Source organism: Streptomyces fildesensis, from assembly GCF_016107395.1.
In the GTDB taxonomy this organism is placed as follows: domain Bacteria; phylum Actinomycetota; class Actinomycetes; order Streptomycetales; family Streptomycetaceae; genus Actinacidiphila; species Actinacidiphila fildesensis.
Window position 1 is genome coordinate 120,226 of the sequence record NZ_JAAIKO010000017.1, and the last position, 19,522, is coordinate 139,747.

At 71.2% G+C, this 19,522-nt stretch carries 11 protein-coding genes and 1 pseudogene; 2 read left to right on the plus strand and 10 right to left on the minus strand.

Going from position 1 to position 19,522, the window contains the following annotated elements:
- Positions 1–8: 8 nt before the first annotated feature.
- The 7 genes from C6N31_RS22765 to C6N31_RS22795 all read right to left on the minus strand — a co-directional run bounded on the left by C6N31_RS22765 (position 9) and on the right by C6N31_RS22795 (position 13,110).
- Positions 9–1,628 carry an APC family permease gene (locus C6N31_RS22765; protein WP_438817426.1) on the minus strand — a complete coding sequence of 540 codons (1,620 nt, stop codon included), beginning with the start codon at positions 1,626–1,628 and terminating at the stop codon, positions 9–11.
- Positions 1,629–1,727: 99 nt separating this feature from the next.
- A complete protein-coding gene (locus tag C6N31_RS22770; protein WP_198358061.1) occupies positions 1,728–4,643 on the minus strand; it encodes an NHLP bacteriocin export ABC transporter permease/ATPase subunit in 2,916 nt (971 codons plus the stop codon).
- 1 nt (position 4,644) lies between these two features.
- Complete coding sequence (locus C6N31_RS22775) at positions 4,645–6,873, minus strand: NHLP family bacteriocin export ABC transporter peptidase/permease/ATPase subunit (RefSeq protein ID WP_198358071.1); 2,229 nt, start codon at positions 6,871–6,873, stop codon at positions 4,645–4,647.
- A gap of 53 nt (positions 6,874–6,926) precedes the next feature.
- The gene (locus C6N31_RS22780; protein ID WP_138355502.1) at positions 6,927–7,733 is read right to left on the minus strand and encodes a biotin/lipoyl-containing protein; all 807 of its coding nucleotides are present in this window, start codon (positions 7,731–7,733) and stop codon (positions 6,927–6,929) included.
- 149 nt (positions 7,734–7,882) lie between these two features.
- Entirely contained in the window at positions 7,883–8,101 is a 219-nt protein-coding gene (locus tag C6N31_RS22785; protein ID WP_164296912.1) for a type A2 lantipeptide, read from the minus strand.
- Positions 8,102–8,545: 444 nt separating this feature from the next.
- Positions 8,546–11,368, minus strand: coding sequence for an ATP-binding protein (locus C6N31_RS22790; protein ID WP_198358062.1), 2,823 nt, complete (start codon positions 11,366–11,368; stop codon positions 8,546–8,548).
- Positions 11,369–11,919: 551 nt separating this feature from the next.
- Complete coding sequence (locus C6N31_RS22795) at positions 11,920–13,110, minus strand: MFS transporter (RefSeq protein ID WP_138355505.1); 1,191 nt, start codon at positions 13,108–13,110, stop codon at positions 11,920–11,922.
- A 538-nt stretch (positions 13,111–13,648) separates the two neighbouring features.
- On the opposite strand from C6N31_RS22795, the gene C6N31_RS22800 reads away from it, so the two are divergent.
- Positions 13,649–14,872: a hypothetical protein gene (locus C6N31_RS22800; RefSeq protein ID WP_307811529.1), complete on the plus strand. Its 1,224-nt coding sequence runs from the start codon at positions 13,649–13,651 to the stop codon at positions 14,870–14,872.
- Positions 14,873–14,951: 79 nt separating this feature from the next.
- A pseudogene (locus C6N31_RS44045) lies at positions 14,952–15,116 on the plus strand (M24 family metallopeptidase); the annotation flags it as partial.
- Between the two features lie 16 nt (positions 15,117–15,132).
- On the opposite strand, the gene C6N31_RS22805 reads toward C6N31_RS44045, so the two are convergent.
- The 3 genes from C6N31_RS22805 to C6N31_RS22815 all read right to left on the minus strand — a co-directional run bounded on the left by C6N31_RS22805 (position 15,133) and on the right by C6N31_RS22815 (position 19,308).
- A complete protein-coding gene (locus tag C6N31_RS22805) occupies positions 15,133–16,548 on the minus strand; it encodes a cytochrome P450 (RefSeq protein WP_138355506.1) in 1,416 nt (471 codons plus the stop codon).
- 226 nt (positions 16,549–16,774) lie between these two features.
- A complete protein-coding gene (locus C6N31_RS22810) occupies positions 16,775–17,842 on the minus strand; it encodes a DUF1152 domain-containing protein (protein ID WP_198358063.1) in 1,068 nt (355 codons plus the stop codon).
- On the minus strand, positions 17,839–19,308 hold the full coding sequence (locus C6N31_RS22815; protein WP_198358064.1) for a coproporphyrinogen-III oxidase family protein: 1,470 nt from the start codon (positions 19,306–19,308) through the stop codon (positions 17,839–17,841). Before C6N31_RS22815 ends, C6N31_RS22810 begins: the two co-directional genes overlap by 4 nt.
- Between the last annotated feature and the right edge of the window lie 214 nt (positions 19,309–19,522).

Genomic DNA, 19,522 nt, shown 5'->3' on the forward strand with positions numbered 1-19,522 from the left:
GGCCCCGGTCAGGTGACCGGGACGGGCGGGGCCGGTTCCACCCGGAGGTGCGCCGTCCCGGAGCGCACGGCCCAGCCGAACACGGCGAGCGCGACGGCACCGACCACGATCGTGTCGTACGGCGCGGGCAGCCGGCCCGAGCCGCCGAAGGTGCCCAGCCAGGACAGCAACGTCAGCGCGGCCAGCTGGCAGACCAGCCAGGCGCCGTCCCGCAGCTCCTCGCGCACCGGCCGCCCGGCGGCGTCGCGGCGCAGCAGCAGGAACAGCGGCACACCGGCGAGAACCAGCGGCAGCGCGAGGCGCAGATCGTGCCAGCCCGACCAGTAGACGAATTCGGTGGCCACCACGAAGCTGATCGGCGCGATCCAGCGCACCCCGGGTACCTGGCCGTCCTTGCGGGTCACCCCCTGCTCCCTGTCCCGCGCCCGGAACACGGCGACGGCGACCGCGGACGCCGCGTAGATGAGCAGATACATGTCGCCCATCACGCTGACGATGTCCTGCCAGCCGCCGAACGGCAGCATGAACAGGACGATCACGACGAGGTTGAGCAGCAGCGCCCGGTGGGCCATGCCGGAGCGGGCGTCGATCCGCATGAAGAAGCGCGGCAGCAGGCCGTTCTTGGCCAGGGCGTAGGTGTGCCGGGCGTCGATCGCGACCCCGACGTAGGCCGAGCCGCCGGGCGAGACCACCGCGTCGGCGTAGAGCAGGGTGGCCAGCCAGTGCAGGTTGAGCACCAGGGCGAGCTGCCCGAACGGTGACTCGAAGTTCACGCCCTGCCATCCGTGGCCGAGCAGCGAGTCCGGCACCGTGAAGAGGAAGGCGAGCTGCAGTCCCAGGTAGACCAGCACGGCCAGCCCGATGCCGGTGAGTACCGCGCCCGGCACATTGCGCCGGGGGTTGCGGGCCTCGCCGGAGAAGTCGAGCGGCGCCTGGAAGCCGTTGACGGAGTACACGATGCCGCCGCTGGCGAGCGCGGTCAGACAGGCCGCGTAGCCGTACGGTGCGAAGCCGCCGTGGTCGGTGAGCCGCCCGGAGTGCGTGCCGGAGAGGAACAGCGCCACCACGGTGACGACGGGCACGACGACCTTGAACAGCGACACCAGGTTGTTCAGCCGCGCGAAGGTGCGTACCGCGAACCAGTTGAGCGCGGTCAGCAGGATGCTCAGTCCCGAGGCCACGGCCAGGCCGGACGCGGTCAGCCGGCCGTTGTCGTAGAGGCCGGGGAGGTAGTGCGCGGCGTACTGCATGATCGCGCTGATCTCCGCCGCCGTGCCGCCGACCGACAGCAGGACCGACCAGCCGATCACGGTGCCCACCAGCCGGCCGCTCGCGTAGAGCGGCCAGCGCACGGTTCCGCCGCCCTCGGGGCGGGTGGCGCCGAGCTCCACCATCACCAGCGCCACCAGGCCGCACAGCACGCCCGCCGCGACCCAGGACAGCAACGAGGCGGGCCCTGCGGTCTGCGCGGCGAACATGGCCGCGAACAGCCAGCCGGAGCCGAGGATGTTGGAGAACCCGATCGCCGCCAGGCTCCAGAACCCGAGCTCCTTGCGGAGCCGGCGTTCCTCGCTCAGTACCGTGGGGGCGTCCGGAGCACGCTGCGGCTCGCTCTGCGGCACGTGCACCGCACCTCCTCATGGGACGGGGAACGCTGGGTTCCCCAGCGTGTCACGCCGGGCGCCGCGGACCGCAGAGGAGCGCTCCCCGGCGGGCGCGTGGCTCGTTCAGCGCATCTGACGGCGCACCAGCTCATGGAACATGCCGCCGGTGTCGGCGAGGAGTTCCGCGGGTGGACCCTGCTGGAGGACCCGGCCCTCCGACATGACGATCACGCGGTCGGCGTCCATGACGGTGGACAGCCGGTGGGCGATGACGACGCGTGTCGAGCGCAGTTTGCGGGTGCTCTCGGTCACGACGCGCTGGGTCTCGTTGTCGAGGGCGCTGGTGGCTTCGTCGAAGAACAGGATGCGCGGGTGGCGGATCAGGGCCTGGGCGATCATCAGGCGCTGCCGCTGGCCGCCGGAGACGGTGCCGCCGCCGTCGGAGAGGACGGTGTGCATGCCCATCGGCATGGCCTTGATGTCCTCGGTCAGGCCCGCCATCGCGGCCGCCTCCCAGGCCTCTTCCAGGGAGAACGTCTCGGAACCGCAGATGCAGTCCAGGATCGAGCCGGTGAACGGCTGCGCGTTCTGCAGGACGACCCCGCACTGGCGGCGCACGGCCGCCGGGTCGAGGGCCGTCAGGTCCTGACCGTCGTAGAGCACGCTGCCGGAGACCGGCCGGTCGAAGCCGATGAGCAGCCGGAGCAGCGTCGACTTGCCGCAGCCGCTGGACCCGACGATCGCGACGAACTCGCCCGGCAGGATCCGGAACGACACGTTGTCGAGCACCAGTGGCGCGTCGTCGGCGTACCGGAACGACAGCTGCTTGACCTCGATCTCGCCGGACAGGACGCCCGGCTGTATGGTGCCGCCGCCGACCTCGGGCACCTCGTCGAGCAGCGGTTTGATCTGCTCGAACAGCGGCAGGACGGAGACGGCGGAGATGAGTGCGCCGGTCAGCTGGGTCACCGATGTCAGCAGCATGGTCACTGCGGTGTTGAAGGTGAGGAAGCTGCTGGCCGACAGGGTCCCGCGGGCCGGACCTGCGAGCAGCATGAACATGACGAGGGTGCAGAGCGGCAGATAGACCGCGTTGACGACCGTGATCAGGTTCTTGATCCGGCCCACGCGCTGCTGCAGCTCGCGGCTGCGGGCGAACTCGCGGGCCCAGGACGCGTAGGCGAAGCTCTCCGCCGCGGCGACACGCAGTTTGGGCAGTCCGCGCAGCGTCTGGAACGCCTGGTTGTTGAGCTTGTTGCCGAGCGCGATCAGCCGGCGCTGCCACCGCAGTTGCCACAGCCCCAGGCCGAGGAACACCGCGCCGATCACGGTGAGCATCGCCATCGCCAGCAGGGCCAGCATGGGGCTGTACCAGAGCAGCAGAGCGAGGTTCACGGCGCCGACGGTGCCCGCCTGCACGGCCACCGAGCTGATGCCGGACAGCACGCGGCGGATGGCACTGATGCCCATGGCGGCGCTGGCCAGCTCTCCGGTGGAGCGCCCGGCGAAGAACTTCGTCGGCAGGCGCAGCAGCCGGTCCCAGACGGCCGGCTGGAGTGTGGACTCGATGCGCCCTTCCATGCGCAGGATGGAGATGTTCTCCAGCAGCATGAAGGCGGCCGAGACGATGGTGGTGGCGACGATCGCCAGCGAGGTCTGGACGATGAGGCTGTTCTCGGCGTTCGGTACGTAGACGCCGAGCACCTGTCCCGTCGCGATGGGCACCAGCGCGCCCAGTCCGACCGCGACCAGACCGCCCAGGATCAGGTTGCGCAGGTCAGCCCGGGTGCCGCGCAGACTGAAGCGGAGCAGCCGCCAGGCGGCTATGGGCTGGTCGGGCAGCGGACGGTAGAACATGACGGCGCGGGGCTGGAACGCGGCCGCGGCCGCGCCCCCGCCCGTACTCCCGATGCGCGTCCGCTCGCCGGTGACCGGATCCACCGCCTCGTATCTGCCGCGCCGCCACAGCAGCGCGACCGGGGCGCCCGTACCGGCCCGGTGGCCCAGCAGGGGGCCGGAGTTCTCCCGCCACCAGCGGCCGTCGAGTCGGACCGTGCGGGTGCGGAAGCCCGAGCTCACCGCGATGCGCTCGACCGGGCTCGACCGTCCGTTCGCCGAGCCGCCCTCCACGGGCGCCGAGACGGTGATCCCGGCCGCGTCGGCGACTCTGCGGCAGGCGGCGAGTGTGGCGTCGTCGGTGCCCTCGGCCGGGTGGGACGGGGCCCTGCCTCCCGGCCTGTCGATGGAGGCCAGCAGCGCCTGGTCCGCCTGCGCGCGCACCGTCCGGCCGGCCTCGATGCCGGCCGCTGTCCGGTTCTCATGGGCGCGCTCGATGCGTTCGATCCAGCGGTCCAGCGCGAACAGCAGCCGGGACTGCTGATTGACCACCCGCTGCCACATCGCACCGTCGATGAGCAGGTCGGCGGCCGCCTCGCTGCTGAACGCGGCGCCGTACTGCACGCTGCCGGGGGCCACCGGCATCCACAGGATGTTGTCGTCGGCCGCTTCGTACTCCGCGGCCGGCTCCGCCGTTCCCGGTCCATGGCCCGGCTGACCGTCGTGGGGCGCCTCGAACAGGACGCGCAGGCTGCGTCCGACCCCGCGGGCGAACGCGTCCTCCAGCGGGCTGAGGGGCACTTCGTAGCCGCTGTACGCCTGCTGGTCCGGGTATCCGGCGTACCCGCCTCCGCCGTACCCGGGCCCGAACAGTTCCCGCAGCTGGATCCGGCGCAGTTCGCACCCTTGCAGGGGCCGTCCGACGAGGGTGTGGCGCGGGCCTTCCGCCGGTCCGAGCACCAGGGTTCCCGTTTCGAGCCGGCCGAGGAAGTGCCAGTGCCCCTGGTTTCCGGCGTCGACCGCGAACAGGTCCATCGCCCCGCCCACGACGAGCCACAGCACATGGGGCCCCTCGAGGCTCATGCTGCGGGCGCCGGCGCAGTCGACGGGCTGTCCCAGACCGCCGAGGGCACCGACCACCACATCGCCGGGCACGGCGCCCGGCACGGCGTCGGCGATCACGGGGTTCTGGACGGATGTCATCTCAGTGCTCCCTGACGAGCTCGGCGTACGGCCCCCCGGCCGCGATCAGGTCCTCGTGCCGACCGCGCTCCACGACCGTGCCGTGGTCGAGCACGACGATCTCGTCGCTGTCGCGCACCGTGCTCAGCCGGTGCGCGATCACCACGCAGGCACAGCCCCGCCGCCGCAGATTGTCGATGATCACCTGCTCGGTCTCGGCGTCCAGGGCGCTGGTCACCTCGTCGAGGACCAGGACGCTGGGGCGGCGGACCAGGGCCCGGGCGATCTCCAGCCGCTGCCGCTGGCCTCCGGAGAAGTTGCGGCCGTCCTGCTCGACCCGGCTGTGGATGCCGCCGGGACGCCGGGCGACCGTGTCGTGGATGGCGGCGTCCTTGAGCGCGGCGATGACGTCGTCGTCCGGTATCGACGGATCCCACAGCGCGACGTTGTCCCGGACGGTGCCCTCGAAGAGGAAGACGTCCTGATCGACGAAGGAGACCGAGGCGGACAGCGCGCTGCGGGAGATCTCGTCGAGCCGCTGCCCGTCGATGCGGATCGCGCCCTCCCACGGGTTGTAGAGACCCGAGATCAGCCGGGACACCGTGGACTTGCCGCTGCCGGAGCCGCCGACCAGCGCGACCTGCCGGCCGGGGCCGACCGACAGCGAGAAGTCGGTGAGCAGCGGTTTGTCGAGCGGGCTGTAGCCGAAGGTGACGTTCTCCAGTGTCACGTGCCCCTTGAGCCTGCGGGTGCTCGCGGCCGGCTCGCTGCGGGAGTACAGGCCGTCCACCGGGAAGCTCTCGACGTCCTTGAGCCGGGCCACGTCGGCCGCGAAGTCCTGGATCCGGCCGGCCACCCCGTTGAGCCGGGTGACCGGTGCGGTGAAGCTGGTCACCAGCGCCTGGAAGGCGACGAGCAGACCGATGGAGATGTGGCCCTCCACCGCCCGCAGCCCGCCGATCCACAGGATCAGTGCGCTGTTGAGCGCCGCGAGGGTGGGCGCGACGACGGCGAGTACCGCGCTGGGCACGCCGAGCCGCTGCTGCCCGTCCAGGGTCGTGGCGTGCTGGCCGGCCCAGCGGCGGAAGTAGCCGTTCTCGGCGCCGGTCGCCTTCATCGTCTCGATGAGCTGGAGCCCGCCGTACGAGGTGTTGGTCAGCCGGGCGCTGTCGGCACGCAGCTTCTGCGTACCGGTGGCGCGGATCCGTACCACCACGCGCATCGCCGCGACGTTGAGCAGCGCGATCAGCACGCCGACGACCGTCAGTTGCGGATCGTAGGTCCACAGCAGGACCGCGTAGAGCACCACGACCACGGCATCCACCCCGGCGGCGGCGAGGTCCCTGGCCAGGGTCTCGGCCACCGTGTCGTTGGACTGCAGGCGCTGGACGAGGTCGGCCGGGTTGCGCTGGGCGAAGAACGTGACCGGCAGCCTGAGCAGATGCCGCATGAACCGGGCGCTGCCGAAGGTGGACGAGATGATGCGGCCGCGCAGCAGGTTCGCCTGCTGAACGGCGGTCAGCACGACGGTCAGCACGACCATGGCAGCCATCGACCCGAAGAGCACCGGCAGCAGCGACGTCTGATTGCCGAACAGGAACAGGTCGATGTACGTACGGCTGAGGGCCGGCGCCGACGCTCCGACGACGACGAGCAGGAAGCTGGCGATCAGCGCTGCCGCCATCGTGCCCGTGGTGCCGCGCAACCGGGCCGGCAGGGCGCTCATCACCCCGGGCTTGCGGCCGCCGCGGCGGAACCTGCCGCCGGGCTCGAAGGTCAGCACGACGCCGGTGAAGCTGGAGTCGAACTCCTCCCACGACACGAAACGGCGGCCCCGGGCCGGATCGTTGAGGTGGATCCCCCGGCGGCCGAACCGCCGTCCCATCCCGTCGAAGACGACGAAGTGGTTGAACTCCCAGAACAGGACGGCCGGCGCCCGCACCTCCGCGAGGGCGGCGGGCTCCATCTGCATGCCCTTGGCGTCCAGACCGTACCTGCGGGCCGCCTTCAGCACGTTGCTGGCCCGGGAGCCGTCACGGGACACACCGCAGGCGATGCGGAGTTCTTCGAGAGGGACGTGCCGGCCGTGGTGGCCGAGCACCATGGCGAGCGAGGCGGCACCGCACTCCACGGCTTCCATCTGCAGAACGGTGGGACTGCGGACGGGTTTCCGGCTCTTCGGCCTCCTCGGCCTCCTCGACTTCTGCTGCTTCCGCGGATTGGGCGCCGGCGTCGGTCCCGGCGCACGCATCGGCTCGGGGCGGTGCCGACCGCGGCCTGCCGGGGTCGGGCGGTGCTGCGCGCTCACGGAAGGACCCAATCGATCGGATGCTGCGCGGTCAGGTGGATGGCGCCGCTGACCAATGTCGTGGAATCGATCGGGTACGGCGGTCCGTGCGCCGACGACCAGGTGAAGCCGGATGTGGTGCCGGCCGACCGTTCCAGCTGGACCATGACCGCCACCGGCGGGCCCTGCGCCGAGAACTGCTCGCCCAGCTGGCGGTCCCCGAGGAAGTTGCTGATCTGCTGCCGGGTCTCGGGAATCCGGCCGATCGCCAGAACGCGGCCCCGCAGTACACCGAACCGCTGCGCCGGCACCGACTGGACGGTCAGCTCCACCGAAGCGCCCACCGGGATCGTCGGCGCGCTGCCGCCCGGCGCGTACAACACCGCCACCAGTGGGTCGTCGGGCCTGTCCATGTGCTCCACCGTCGCCAGGTCCGCGCCGGTGGCGACGACGGCGCCGGTCCTGGCCATGATCGCGGTCACCCGGCCCGCCGCCACCGTGCGAACGGTCTCGGCCTTCCGGTCCGTGCGTACGGTCAGCAACGGAGCGCCCGCCGGCAGCGTGTCGCCCTCTTTGGCGAGGGTGGCGGTGATCTGGCCGGCGACCGGACTCTGCAGAAGGTAACTGCCTTCCGCATGCGTCAGGATTCCGGGTGCGTTCAGCTTGGACGACACCGTGCCCGTCACCGCCCAGAAGCAGCCGACGGCCATGACGACCGCTGTGACGGTCAGCACGAGCCAGCCCTGCGGCCGAGCGAGAAGCACCGGTACGTCGAGGTCCTCTGGCGATTGCAGCTTGGACAGCGCCTTTTGGCGGAACTGCACGGAAGTATTCCTTCAACTGCATTCGGGTGCGGCATTCATAGGCCCCGGAACGAGGGGTTCCGGGGCCTATGTCCAGCCTTACGATGCGTCAGAAGCACCGCTGGGCCGGGTCTTGCTGACGCTATGACGTCTCGTGGCGAACCTGACGGTCAGAGACCGGCGGCCAGACCGTTGACCTGCGCCGGGAGAAGACCGGTGACCGTCGAGAGCGGCAGCGAGACCGGCAGGACCGACTCGACGGTGCCCACGATGGAGCTGGCCGACAGACCGTCGACGCCGACACCGACGCCGACACCGCCGGAGACGTTGTCCAGGTCGCTGTCGGCAATTTCGCGGGTCTCGACCTGGGGGGTGAAGTCGTTGCGCATGACTTGCGGTTCCCTTCATAGCGGTGGGGGGTTCATGAATAGTGTCGGCCGGTTCGGCGGAAAGCCGGTCCGGCCGGTTCAACGGTCGTCCGATGCCCGAATAATTCGGAAATCCGTTTCGCAACTCCCGTATGTCGCAAGACACAACCACGTCAACGCGCCGCCGGGCCACCTTGCCCGTCACAGTGTTTCGGTCGGCGTTTCGGTACCGCGAGACGTGCACCGACGGCATTGCCCACCGAATGCCGACGACTTCTTCACATGCCGGAAACGGGCCATTCGCACGGGCCGGTCCTGCCGTCGATCCTGAACGGACATATCCGCGTTTAGGGTTCGGCGCCCGTCCGGAGCGGCGTGATCCCGCCGGGCCGCTGTGCGTTTTCCGCGTGCGCGCTGTGCAGGATCACCGGGGGCGGCGGGGTGTCACGGATGGTCGCCGCCGGTTCACCGGGAGTCGGCGAGTGCCGTGGGCATGCCCTGCAGGACCGCGGGAAGCCGGTCGCGTCCGCCGATGCCGAGTTTCCGGTAGGCGTTGGTGAGATGGATCTCGACGGTGCGCTGCCCCACCGACAGGACCTCGGCGAGCTCCCGGTTGGACTTGCCCTCGGCGGCGAGCATGGCGGTACGCAGTTCGGCGGCCGTCAGCGCGGCGACTCCGTCCGTGTGCGAGGACTTCGGCGGGCGGCCGCCCGACGCGGACAACTCGATACGGGAGCGGGTCGCCAGGTCCTCGCAGCCGCACTCCTCCGCCAGGTCGAGCGCGGCACGCAGCGCCCGTCTGGCCGGCACCGGACGCTTGTCGCGGCTGAGGGCCGTGCCGTACTCGGCCAGGGACCGTGCGAGCTCGAACCGGTCGGCGGAGCGCTGCAGAACGGAGACCGACTCCTCCAGCGCGGCCAGCCCCTGCGGCCCGCCGACAGCGGCCCCCAGCGTCCGGAGCGCGACCCCCAGCGGACCGGGCGCACCCCATCGGCGGGCCAGTTCGACCGCCTCCGTGGCCTTGCGGCGCGCCCCGGCGGTCTCACCGAGCATCAGCAGGGCCGCCGCGCTCTCGGTCTGCCACGCTGCGACGGCGGGGTTCAGCACGTTCCAGGACGGCAGCCGGCGGCCGGCGGCCAGCAGGTCCCGGAGCCCCTCGGCCGGGTGTCCCGCGACGGCCCGCAGCCGGCCCCGGGCGAGCAACAGGGCGGTGCCGCCCCAGGTCTTCGGCAGATCGCCGCACAGGTCCGACAGTTCGACCAGGCTCTCCGCCTCGTCGTACGCGCCCAGGTCGACCAGGATCTCCACCCGCCGGGCCAGGAGTTCCACCGCCGCGCCCGTTCGCCGTGGTGCCCCGCAGCCGATGAGCATCTCGAACGCGATCCGGGCATCCTCGGCCGCGGCGGGCAGCCGGCCGAGCCGGTGGGCGACGACACCGCGCAGCGACCGGGCCGCGGCGAGGGCGGGCCGGTGCTGCCAGCGTTCGGCGTGACCGACCATCGCGTCGCAGAATTCGTGGGCCTCCTCGGCCCGGCCGGCCTGGGCCAGCACCAGGACGCTGCGCAGGATGGGCCGCATCGCGTCGGGGGTGAGGGGCAGGACCATCAACGCCTGCTGGGCGAGGGCCACGGCGCGGGAGCGGGACCTGCCCGCCCACCCGGTCCGCAGGGCGAGCAGGCTCAGATAGCGCCCGTCGGCCGCGCCGCTCTGGGGGGCCGGCCTGGGCAGACGGTGCAGTTGCCTGGCCGCCGACTCGGCGGTCGCCTCGCAGTCGAACCGCAGCTCCACCGAGCAGAGCGCCATGTCGGTGGAGCCGGAACCCGCCTGCGTGCGGACGAGTTCGACGGCGGCCTCGTGGCGTCCTGTCATGGCGAGCAGCTCCGCCAGCTCCCGCACCACACCCGGCCGGCCCTCCGGCTCGGCCGGAGGGGAGGAGACCGCGGTCAGATGGCGGATCGCCGCGCCGAAGTCCAGATACCCCTCGGCCCGGCCCAGCGCCCTCAGGAGCGGTACGCGGTCCTCGTCCGGGACCGGCTCGCCCAGCGCCCTGGTCAGATACGCGACGGCCATGTCGGGCTCGCCCCGGCCGAGGGCGGATTCGGCGGCATCGCGCAGCACGGCGACCACCCACGGTTCGGCCGGTGCGGGGGTCGTCATGAGCTGTTCGACCACCCGGTCCTCCGGGGCGCCGGTGTCCCGCAGGATCCGGGCCGCCGCGCCACGCAGGGTCCGCAGTTCCGCGAACGGCAGGTGCTGGATCACCGTGCCGCGCAGCAGCGGCTGCGCGAAGGACAGGAACCGGTCCTCCACACGCAGCAGTCCCGCCCGCCCGAGCGCCGTCGTGACCTCCATGACCACCGGCGGCTCGACACCGCAGACGGCGGCGACGCGGCTCACGTCCGCATCGTCGCCGAGGACGGCGACGGCTCTGGCGACATCGAGCGCGTACGGCGATATTCGGCGCAGCCGGGCGTGCAGCCGGGAGGCGAGCCGGGGTACCGCGATATCGCCGAGCACGGCTGCCGGGCCGGCGGTGGGCGTGACCGCCCGGTCCTTCAGGACCTCGGTCAGCTCGGTCACGCACAGCGGGTTGCCGCCGGTCTCGCGCAGGAACGAGGCGACGAACGACGCGTCCGGCGGGGCGGCCAGGGCGCGTTCGACGAGCGTCGCCACGGCCGGGGCGCCGAGACTCGCCGGGTGCAGCTCCACCGTGCTGACGGCCAGCAGCTCGTCGAGGGCCGCGGCATCCGTGCAGGGCTCACCGGGGCATACCGTCAGCAGCACCGCGATCCGGGCATGTTCGACACGTTGCGGGAGGGTGCTCAGCCAGCGCAGCGACTGCCGGTCCAGCCACTGCAGGTCGTCCACCGCCACGAGTACCGGAGCCCGGGACGCCAGATGCGCGAGCCCACGGTGCAGGGCGTAGAGCTCGGTCAGCGACGCCTCGCCCGCGGGCCTGGTGACCGGCAGCTCCCGGGCCCGGGACACGGAGCCGGCACAGGTGACCAGGCCGGCTTCCACGAGGTCCGGCAGCACGGGCTCGAACAGTCTGCTCACCAGTCCGAAGGACAGGTCGCGTTCGGCCGAGCTGCCCCGGGCGGTCAGCACGGTGAAGCCGCTCCGCCGGGCGCGGCGGACCGCGTCGTCGAGCAGAGCCGTCTTCCCCGTCCCGGCACCGGCGCTGACCACCACTACGCGGCCGGCCTCTTCGGCCGCTCCGGCCAGCATCGCCTCGACCTCGGCGATCTCCGTGTCGCGGCCGACCGGACCTGACGTGGCCGTGTTCATGGACTACCCATTTCCTGCGGCCGGGCGTCATGACGCGGACGTGCCGACGAGCGGGCCCGGCAGGGACGGCGTGCCGCGTCGGCGCTCACGCCGTGCGGCTCCCGCCCCGCCGGGGGACGACTGCCTCCTGCTCTGCCCGGTCGGCCACGCCGTCACCCCCGGCCCTGCTCGTTTGAGGGACCAACCTGGTGCGGACGTTCCTCGTCGGGTCTTCGGCAGTTGAGAGCGAGCATCCCGACCGCGGCCGGCCATCCATGGGAGCACGACGGACGATCGCCGGGTCGCGCCATGTTCACACACCGCACATCAGAGGGGACGGATCGGATCGGGCGAGGCCCGGCGGGCCACTGTAGTGGTCCCGGGATCCCGCGGGAGCCGGCGGCCGGAATCGGGCCGTCCGGTTCGGTCGGGCCCCCAGACCGTATCGGCCATCGTTCGGGTTCGCCATGCCTCAAGTGTTCGATCGGGACACCGCGAGCGGGCTACCGCTCCCCCGCACCCGACCCACAGCCCCCATCAGGCCGATGGGCGGACCGACTTCGGGCCCGCGCTCACGTCGTCGCCCGTTCCGGCCGCCGGAGCAGATAGACGGCCGCGGTCGAGACCAGGACCGCCATGCACGCGATGAACACCAGCCCCGCACCCTCCAGACCGATCGGACCGGTCAGCACCCCCACCCCGATCACCGGCACCGAGATACCCGCGTACGCCACCACGAACAGCGTCGAGATCACCGACGCGCGCCGGTCGGCGGGAGACGCCGCGGCCACCGCGGACAGCGCCCCGCGGAACGCCAGCCCCTGCCCGGCACCACCGACGATCGCGCTCAGCGCCACGAGCAGGAGCAGGTCCCACCGCAACGCGCCGGCGAGCAGCGCCAGCCCGGCGAAGAGCCCGGCGCAGCCCAGCGGCAGCGATCGCTCCACCCCGACCCGGCCGACCGCGAGCTGACCTGCGGTCGACGAGAAGAAGGCCAGCGCGACGACCAGCCCGCTCACTGCGTGGTTGTCCACGCCCAGGGACTGCGAGAGGAAAGCGGGGCTGACCGATGTGAACACCCCGAACAGGGCGAACCCCACGAACGAGGCGATCGCCGCCGGCCCGAACACCGCGCGCACCTGTTGCGGCAGTCCCGGCCGCTGCGGCCGTACAGCGGCCAGCGGTCGCCGCTCTCGTACGGTCTCGGGAAGGCGCAGCAGCGCGGCCGCCGAGACCGCCACCAGCAGGAGGTGCACGATGAACGGCAGGTACAGCGGCCAGGCGGCGTACTGCGCGAGCACTCCGGCGAGCAGCGGGCCGCAGCCGAGTCCACCCATATTGGCGGCCGTCGCCACGAACGTGGCCCGGGAGGTGCCACCCTCCGGTGCCAGCTCCATCACGTAGGCCGTGGCGGCCCCGGTGAACAGGCCGGCGGAGAGTCCCGAGAACAGCCGGCCGGCATAGAGCCAGCCCAGCCCCACGGCGCACAGGAAGGAGACGGCGCTCGCCACCGCGAATCCCAGGCCCGCCAGCAGCACCGGCCGCCGGCCCACGACGTCCGAGGCATTGCCCGCCAGCAGCAGCACACCGATGACCCCGAGGGCGTAGACGGCGTACACGACCGTCACCGTCAGCTCGGAGAACCCGAACTTCTCCTGGTAGAGACCGTAGAGAGGGGTCGGCAACGTGGTGCCGGCCATGCACACGGCGAACACCGCCCCGCCGAGGAAACACAGGCGCCACCCTTGGCGATCACCGACCATGCCACCGACGGTAACCGCGCGCCCCGCCCCGGGCCTGCGCGGCAAGACCGACACGCCGCGCCGCCGCACCACTCGGCGGTTGTCAAAGAGTGAGTGGTCGTGAGTCCCGTGCGGACCGGCCGCGTAGGACCACGTAGCAACCGTCGACGGTGTTGCGGGGCAGCACCGTGCCGGATACCCGTGGGCGTTCTTCGTGATCCAGCTGGAGGTCAGCGAGATGAGCCACCGACAGGCGAACAAGCGGTCCGAAATCATCGCCGGCACCGCGGCGGCCGTTCTCGCGGCGACCGTGATCCTGCTCCCCAACGCCGACGCGAGCACCGACCGGCCGCACTCCCCCGCGCCCGCTTCCTCCGGGACGGCCAGTCGCCCGGGAGGCCTAGCCCCGGATGCGGGGACGGTGGCCCGGCCTGCCAATGGTAGGTAGCGGCAGGCTGGCCGCACTTGCCTTTGGAGCGCTATGAGCACCCCGCCCGCGACGCCCATGCCCGATCCGCGGGCAGCCGACCGGACGGGGGGCTCGCGCGCCGGACGGATCGTGAAGAGCACCCTCTCGATCGTGCTGATCACGCTCACCTGCATCCTCGTGCCGGTCTCACTGATCGCCGTCTGGGTCCACGACATCGCGCTGGACACCGACCGGTACGTCTCCACGGTCGCCCCGCTCGCGGAGAACCCGGCGATCCAGGACGCCGCCGTGAACCGGATCGGCGAGGCCGTGGGCGTCCGGGTCGACGGCAAGCAGGTCGCCTCCGACCTGGCCGCCTGGCTGGAATCCCAGGGCCTGCCGCCCCGCGCCGGCGATGCTCTCAAGGCGCTCGGTCCCAAGATCGACGACGCCGCACAGCAGGTCGTCGAAAAAGTGGCGGGCAAGTTCGTGCGGAGCGACAAGTTCGCCACCATCTGGACCAACACCAACCGGCGTGCCCACTCCTCCATCGTGCACGCCCTCACCGGCGAAGGGCGCGGTGCGGTCGGCGTCGACGACGGCACCGTCACCCTTGATGTCGGCGCCGCCGTGGACAGCGTCAAGCAGGAACTCGTCGACTCCGGCCTCGCACCGGCTGCGAAGATCCCCGACGTCGACAAGCAGATGGTGCTCCTGCAGTCCGACAAGATCGCCAAGGTCCGCGGTGCGGCCCATCTGCTCGACGTCGTCGGGAACTGGCTGCCCGTGCTCACCGCCCTGCTCGGCACCGCCGGGGTGCTGCTCGCCCGCCGACGCCGCCGCGCACTGGTGACCGTCATGCTCGGCGCCGCCGGCATCTGCCTGATCTTCGCCATCGGCCTCGCCGCCGCCCGGCACTACTACCTCGACCACCTGCCCGCACAGGTCCAGTCCCCCGCGGCCGCAGCGGTCTTCGACACCCTCCTGCACTTCCTGAAGGTCAGCATCCGCACCGCGCTGGTCCTCGGCGTGGTCGTCGCGCTCGGTGCCTACCTGTCCGGCATGGGGCGGCTGCCGCGTGCCGTCCGTGGCGCGGCCGAACGCACAGCGGACTCCGCCGCGCGCTGGGGCGCCGCCCACGGAGTGCGTACCGGCCAGGCCGGCACCTTCACGGTGCGCTACCGGAAGTGGCTCACCACCGGCGTGCTGCTGCTGCTCGCGCTGATCTTCGCCCTCTGGAACCACCCCACGGTGCTCACCGTCCTGCTGCTGGTGCTCATCCTCCTCGCCGTACTCGCCGTACTCGCCCTGCTGGCCGCGACCGGCCGCACCACCGGCGCGCGCCCGGACGACGCCGGGCATCGAGCAGGCTGAGTCCGTCCCACGCCTGGCCCGACCACTGGCCCGAAGCCTGGCAGTCCTTCCGGAGGAACGAACAGATCACCCGACTCGCATCTGTGGCGCCAAGGCCGAGTCGTACATCGCCCCGGACAACGACACCCCGATCCGCCGCACCGACCGCGCGGGCCGGCGCTGCCACTGGATCCTGGAGATCCATCTGATCGACGAGCAGCACGGTTTCGGCGGTTTCTACGAGCAGCTGCTCGACCTGGCGTGACGCCGGTGGTCCTCCCTCATGCGCCGGTCGATGCGTCGTGGCTCGTGCGGTGCAGGCGCAGCGGAATCGGGGTGGGGCGCAGGGCCAGGCCGGGGACCGGGCGGACAGGGGAGCCGGGCAGGGGGTTCAGGTGCCACCGGTCGATGACGGTTGCCAGGGTGAGGGTGGCCTCGGTGAGTCCGAAGTCGTTGCCGATGCACTGCCGGGCGCCGGCGGAGAAGGGGATGTACGCCCCGCGCGGCAACCGGCTCGCGGGGGTGGTGAGCCAGCGGTCGGGGTCGAACCGCTCGGGGTCGGGGAACAGTCCTTCCTGACGGTGCATCTGATAGGGGCTGAAGATCACCGTGGTACCCCTGGGAAGGACCGTGTCGCCGAGTCGGCTGTCCTGAGTCACATTGCGGGTGAAGAGCCAGCCTGGCGGGTACAGACGCAGCGCCTCGGAGATGACGCGGCCGGTCAGCTCCAGCCGCGGCAGGTCGTGCCACTCGGCCGCTCTGCCGCGCAGGACGGTGTGGACCTCGGCGCGTACGCGCTCCTGGATCCCGGGGTTGCCGGCCAGGAGGTGGCAGGCCCAGGCCATGGTCGATCCGGTGGTGTCGATGCCCGCCATGAGGAAGGACATGACCTGGTCATGGATCTCGGACAGGGCCAGGCCGTCCGTGCCGTCCTCGTCCGAGCCATCCCGGTCCCCGTCCCTGTCGTCGTCCCTGGCCTCCAACAGCAGGGACAGCATGTCCTCGTGGCGCTGGCCGCGTCGGCGGTAGTCGCTGATGATCCCGTCGATCGTCGCGTTCAGTGTGGCCTGGGCCCGCGCGCAGCGCCGGCTCCACGGGGCCAGCTGCCTGCCGAGCGGCGCGAACATGTTCCAGAACCCGGCTTTGACGATGATGTCGATGCACCGCACCATCTCCGCGATCGCCGCTTCGTCCGGCCCGGCGGCGAACAGCGTCGCGGTGGCCACCCGCGCCGAGTTCGCGTGCATGCACGAGAAGGCGTCGATGGTCTGCCCGTCCGTCCATGAGCGGGTCATGGTGTCGATGTGCCCGGTCATCGTCGCGGCGTAGGCCGGCAGGCGATCGCGCCGGAAGGCGGGCTGCAGCAGGCGTCGCTGGCGCCGGTGAGCCTGGTGGGGACAGGTCACCAGGCCCTCTCCCAGAGTGCGCTTGCTCTGCTCGTAGATCGGTCCGGCCTTGTCGAAGGTCCGGTCGTCCATCAGCACCCGGTGCACCAGGTCCGGATGGCACACGACCAGGCCGTGCCACGGACCGATGCCGATGCGGACCAGGTCCGCGTGGGCGGACAGCGAGGTCAGGAACGCCAGCGGATCCTTCATGATGCGCGGCGCGTGGCCCAGGAGCCACCACCTGCCGGGCGCCGTGCCCGTCGTGTAGGCCTTCGCCTCCTGGTGCCCGCCGTGTGCCGCGCCGGTCACGCGAGCACGCGGCGGGCCGGAGCCGGCGACATTGCCGTCCGCGGTGCCGCGTGCTCGGCACTGCGGGTCCGGGGGGCGGTGCGGTGGTGCTGGGACATACGGTTCCTCGCGGCGGGAGCCTTCGGACCGACTGCGGATCGGTCGGACGAGGTGAGAACTCTCCAAGGAAACCGAAGTTACGTCGCCGGGCCGCAGAGCACTCGAAGGAGGAGGAACCCCTGACGGTTCACATCACGAGGGGCAGCAACGGTCCGTCGGCCTTAGTGAGTTCGCGCAGCCGTGGGATGTCCCGCCAGGAGAGGCCGAGAACGCGCGCCGCGTACCGGAAGGTGACGCAGCCGGCTCCCGGTGCGGACTGCCAGAGCATGTACAGGACTTGGTCCCTGCTGGTGGGTACGGGGACCGCTCGCGAGGCGGGCGCGGTGGCCGAAAGGCGTTCGGCAGCCTCGCGTTCGCGGGCCAGTTCCGAGAAGCCGCACGTCCGCAGAGCGAGGCGTTCCGCGTCCTCCAGGCTTCCTGGCTGTTCCTGGTACAGGGCCCGGGCCAGCGGGTTGTGGGCGAGCGCCTGGTCCAGGGTGAGGTGGTGGACCTGCCCGCTCGCCGGGGTGAGCCGGACCTCGTCGCCCACCGTCCGTACCGTGCCGCGCCGGCCGGTGGCCGCCGCGGCGAACAGGGCGGAGGCTTCCGAGGGATGCCAGGCGAGTGCCGCTGCCGCGGCCCGGACGTCCTGGTCCGTCGGCGTCAGGTGTCCGCCGGTGAGCCGAGGGAGGAGAACCCCTTCCGGGATCTCACCGTCCAAGCCGGGACCCGCGACATGGACGCTCGCCGTGACCCCGGCGGTGGCGCAGGCGGCCAGCGTCAGTGCGTCGGGAAGCGGGCTCTGCAGAGTGGGTTCGTCGCCGTGGGTGAGGATGTCGCCTCCGATGTCCACGATCCTGACCTGCCCGCAGCCGGAGGCGTCGGCCGCACGGCGGATCTGCCGGGCGAGTCCCGGCACCCCCTGGTACGGATCGAGCAGGAGGAGCGACGGACCGAGGCTCTCCGACAGGCGCGGCAAGGTGGACCGGGCCGGTGGAACGGCGGTCGTCCGCCCGGTGAACCGGTGTCCGCCGGCGCTCTCTCCCCACCCGGTGAAGGCGGCCGGCCCCAGCGGGCCGGGCGTGGGGTCGACCTCGAGCCGTTCCCATGCGTAGGTCGCGATGACCGCGTGCGGGTCGCGGGAGGTGGCGGCGTGCACGATGGCGGTGCCGACGGGATCTCCGCCGCCTCCCGCGGCGATCAGCAGGTCGCTCAAGCGGACTTCTCCCGCTGCTCGTTCTTCTCCTGCAAGTTCTCCTGCGTGGTGACGCCGGTGATCCGCACGGGAGTGCCCATGTTCTTCTTCGCGCGGCTGTTCCTGTCGTGGAGGTTCTCGTAGTGCTCGCGGTCGAGTTCGATGACCCGGTCGGAGAAGAACGACCACGACAGGATGTCGCGGTACTTGAACCCCTTGGGCGTGAGCTGGATCCTGCGCGGTCCGACACGGTGGATCAGCCCGTTGGCCTCCGCCGCCTCCAGAACGGGGTCGATGCGGTCGCGCAGCCCGGCGAGCCCGATGGCGTCCAACTCGCCCAGATCCAGGTCGAAGCTGTCCAGGACCAGCCGCTTGCGGACGATCTCCTCCGGGGTCAGCGCGAACCCGGTGGTCGGCACCAGGGAGTGGTTCCTGGCCTGCGTGATGTAGTCGGCGACCTCACTCATCGACGGCTTGACCGAACCGGTCATGTAGTCGAGCACGCCGGTGTAGGAGCGGGCTCCCACCCCGAGCCCGAGCAGCGGCACCCCGTGGAACGTCAGCACCTTCTGCACATAGCCGCCCCGGCCCGGTGTCTTGTACCGGACGGAGCCTTCCTGCACATAGCCGTGCTCGGTGAAGACCTCGCGGGCGTAGTCGTAGCGGTCGTACAGTTCCGGCTTCCACATGTATTGGTAGGCGCCGGTCCTCGAGAACCAGGCGTCGGGCCGCACCGTGAGGAAGTAGGTGCTGATCGTGGTGGGCGCCAGCGCCGCGAGCTCGTCGACCGAGTGCCGCCAGCTCTCGTCGGTCTGTCCGGCGAACCCCATGATGAGGTCCGTGGACAGGTCCGGCAGCCCCTTGTCCTGGACGATCCGGATCGCCTCGCGGATCACGTCCTGCCCGGCCTGGCCGCGCCCGGCCTCGCGGATCTCCTGGGGCACCAGCGACTGGATGCCGATGTTCGCCCGGGTCAGCCCGAGGCGTATCAGCCCCTCGAAGCCGTCCGGGTCGGCGACGATCGAGTCCGGCGTGGCCTCGACGGCGACCTCTTCGACGGTGCTGCGCCAGTTGGGGTAGACCTCGGCGATCGTGGCGAATATCTGCTCGAAGTGCCGCAGGGACAGCAGCGCCGGGGTGCCGCCGCCGATGTAGACGGTCCGCAGGCGGCGCGCCTGGATGATCTCGGCGTGGTCACGGATCTGGGTGCACAGCGCGTCGGTATAGGCGTCGTAGAGGTCCTGATCGGTGGAGATAACGGTGTAGAGATTGCAGAAGCCGCATTTGTAGCGGCAGAAGGGCACGTGCAGGTACAGATTGAGCTCGGGTACCTGATATTTCGTCAGATCCTGTGCCCACAGTTCCTGTAGATCCCACTGGCCGGGAGCCAGCGGGCGATAGGTGGACCGCGGCGGATAGGAGTAGTTGTAGGGCGGAATCACACCTTGGGCTATGCAGTCGGCGAGCTGGTCGGTCGGATTGCTCACGGATTCCCTCTCCTGGGCGTGAGGTCATCGAAGTTGACCTTGTGCGCTCCACTCCACCTCACCGGCGACCGGTTCCTCCATAGGCGGCATGGCCCAACTTGGCCTGCCCTACTGGCGAGTTGTTCATAGGTATCTCCAACAACCCCGGTCGGACGAGCACGATCTTTCGGACGACGTCCCGATGGACCGCCGGACCGCATCCCGGTTTTAGTGG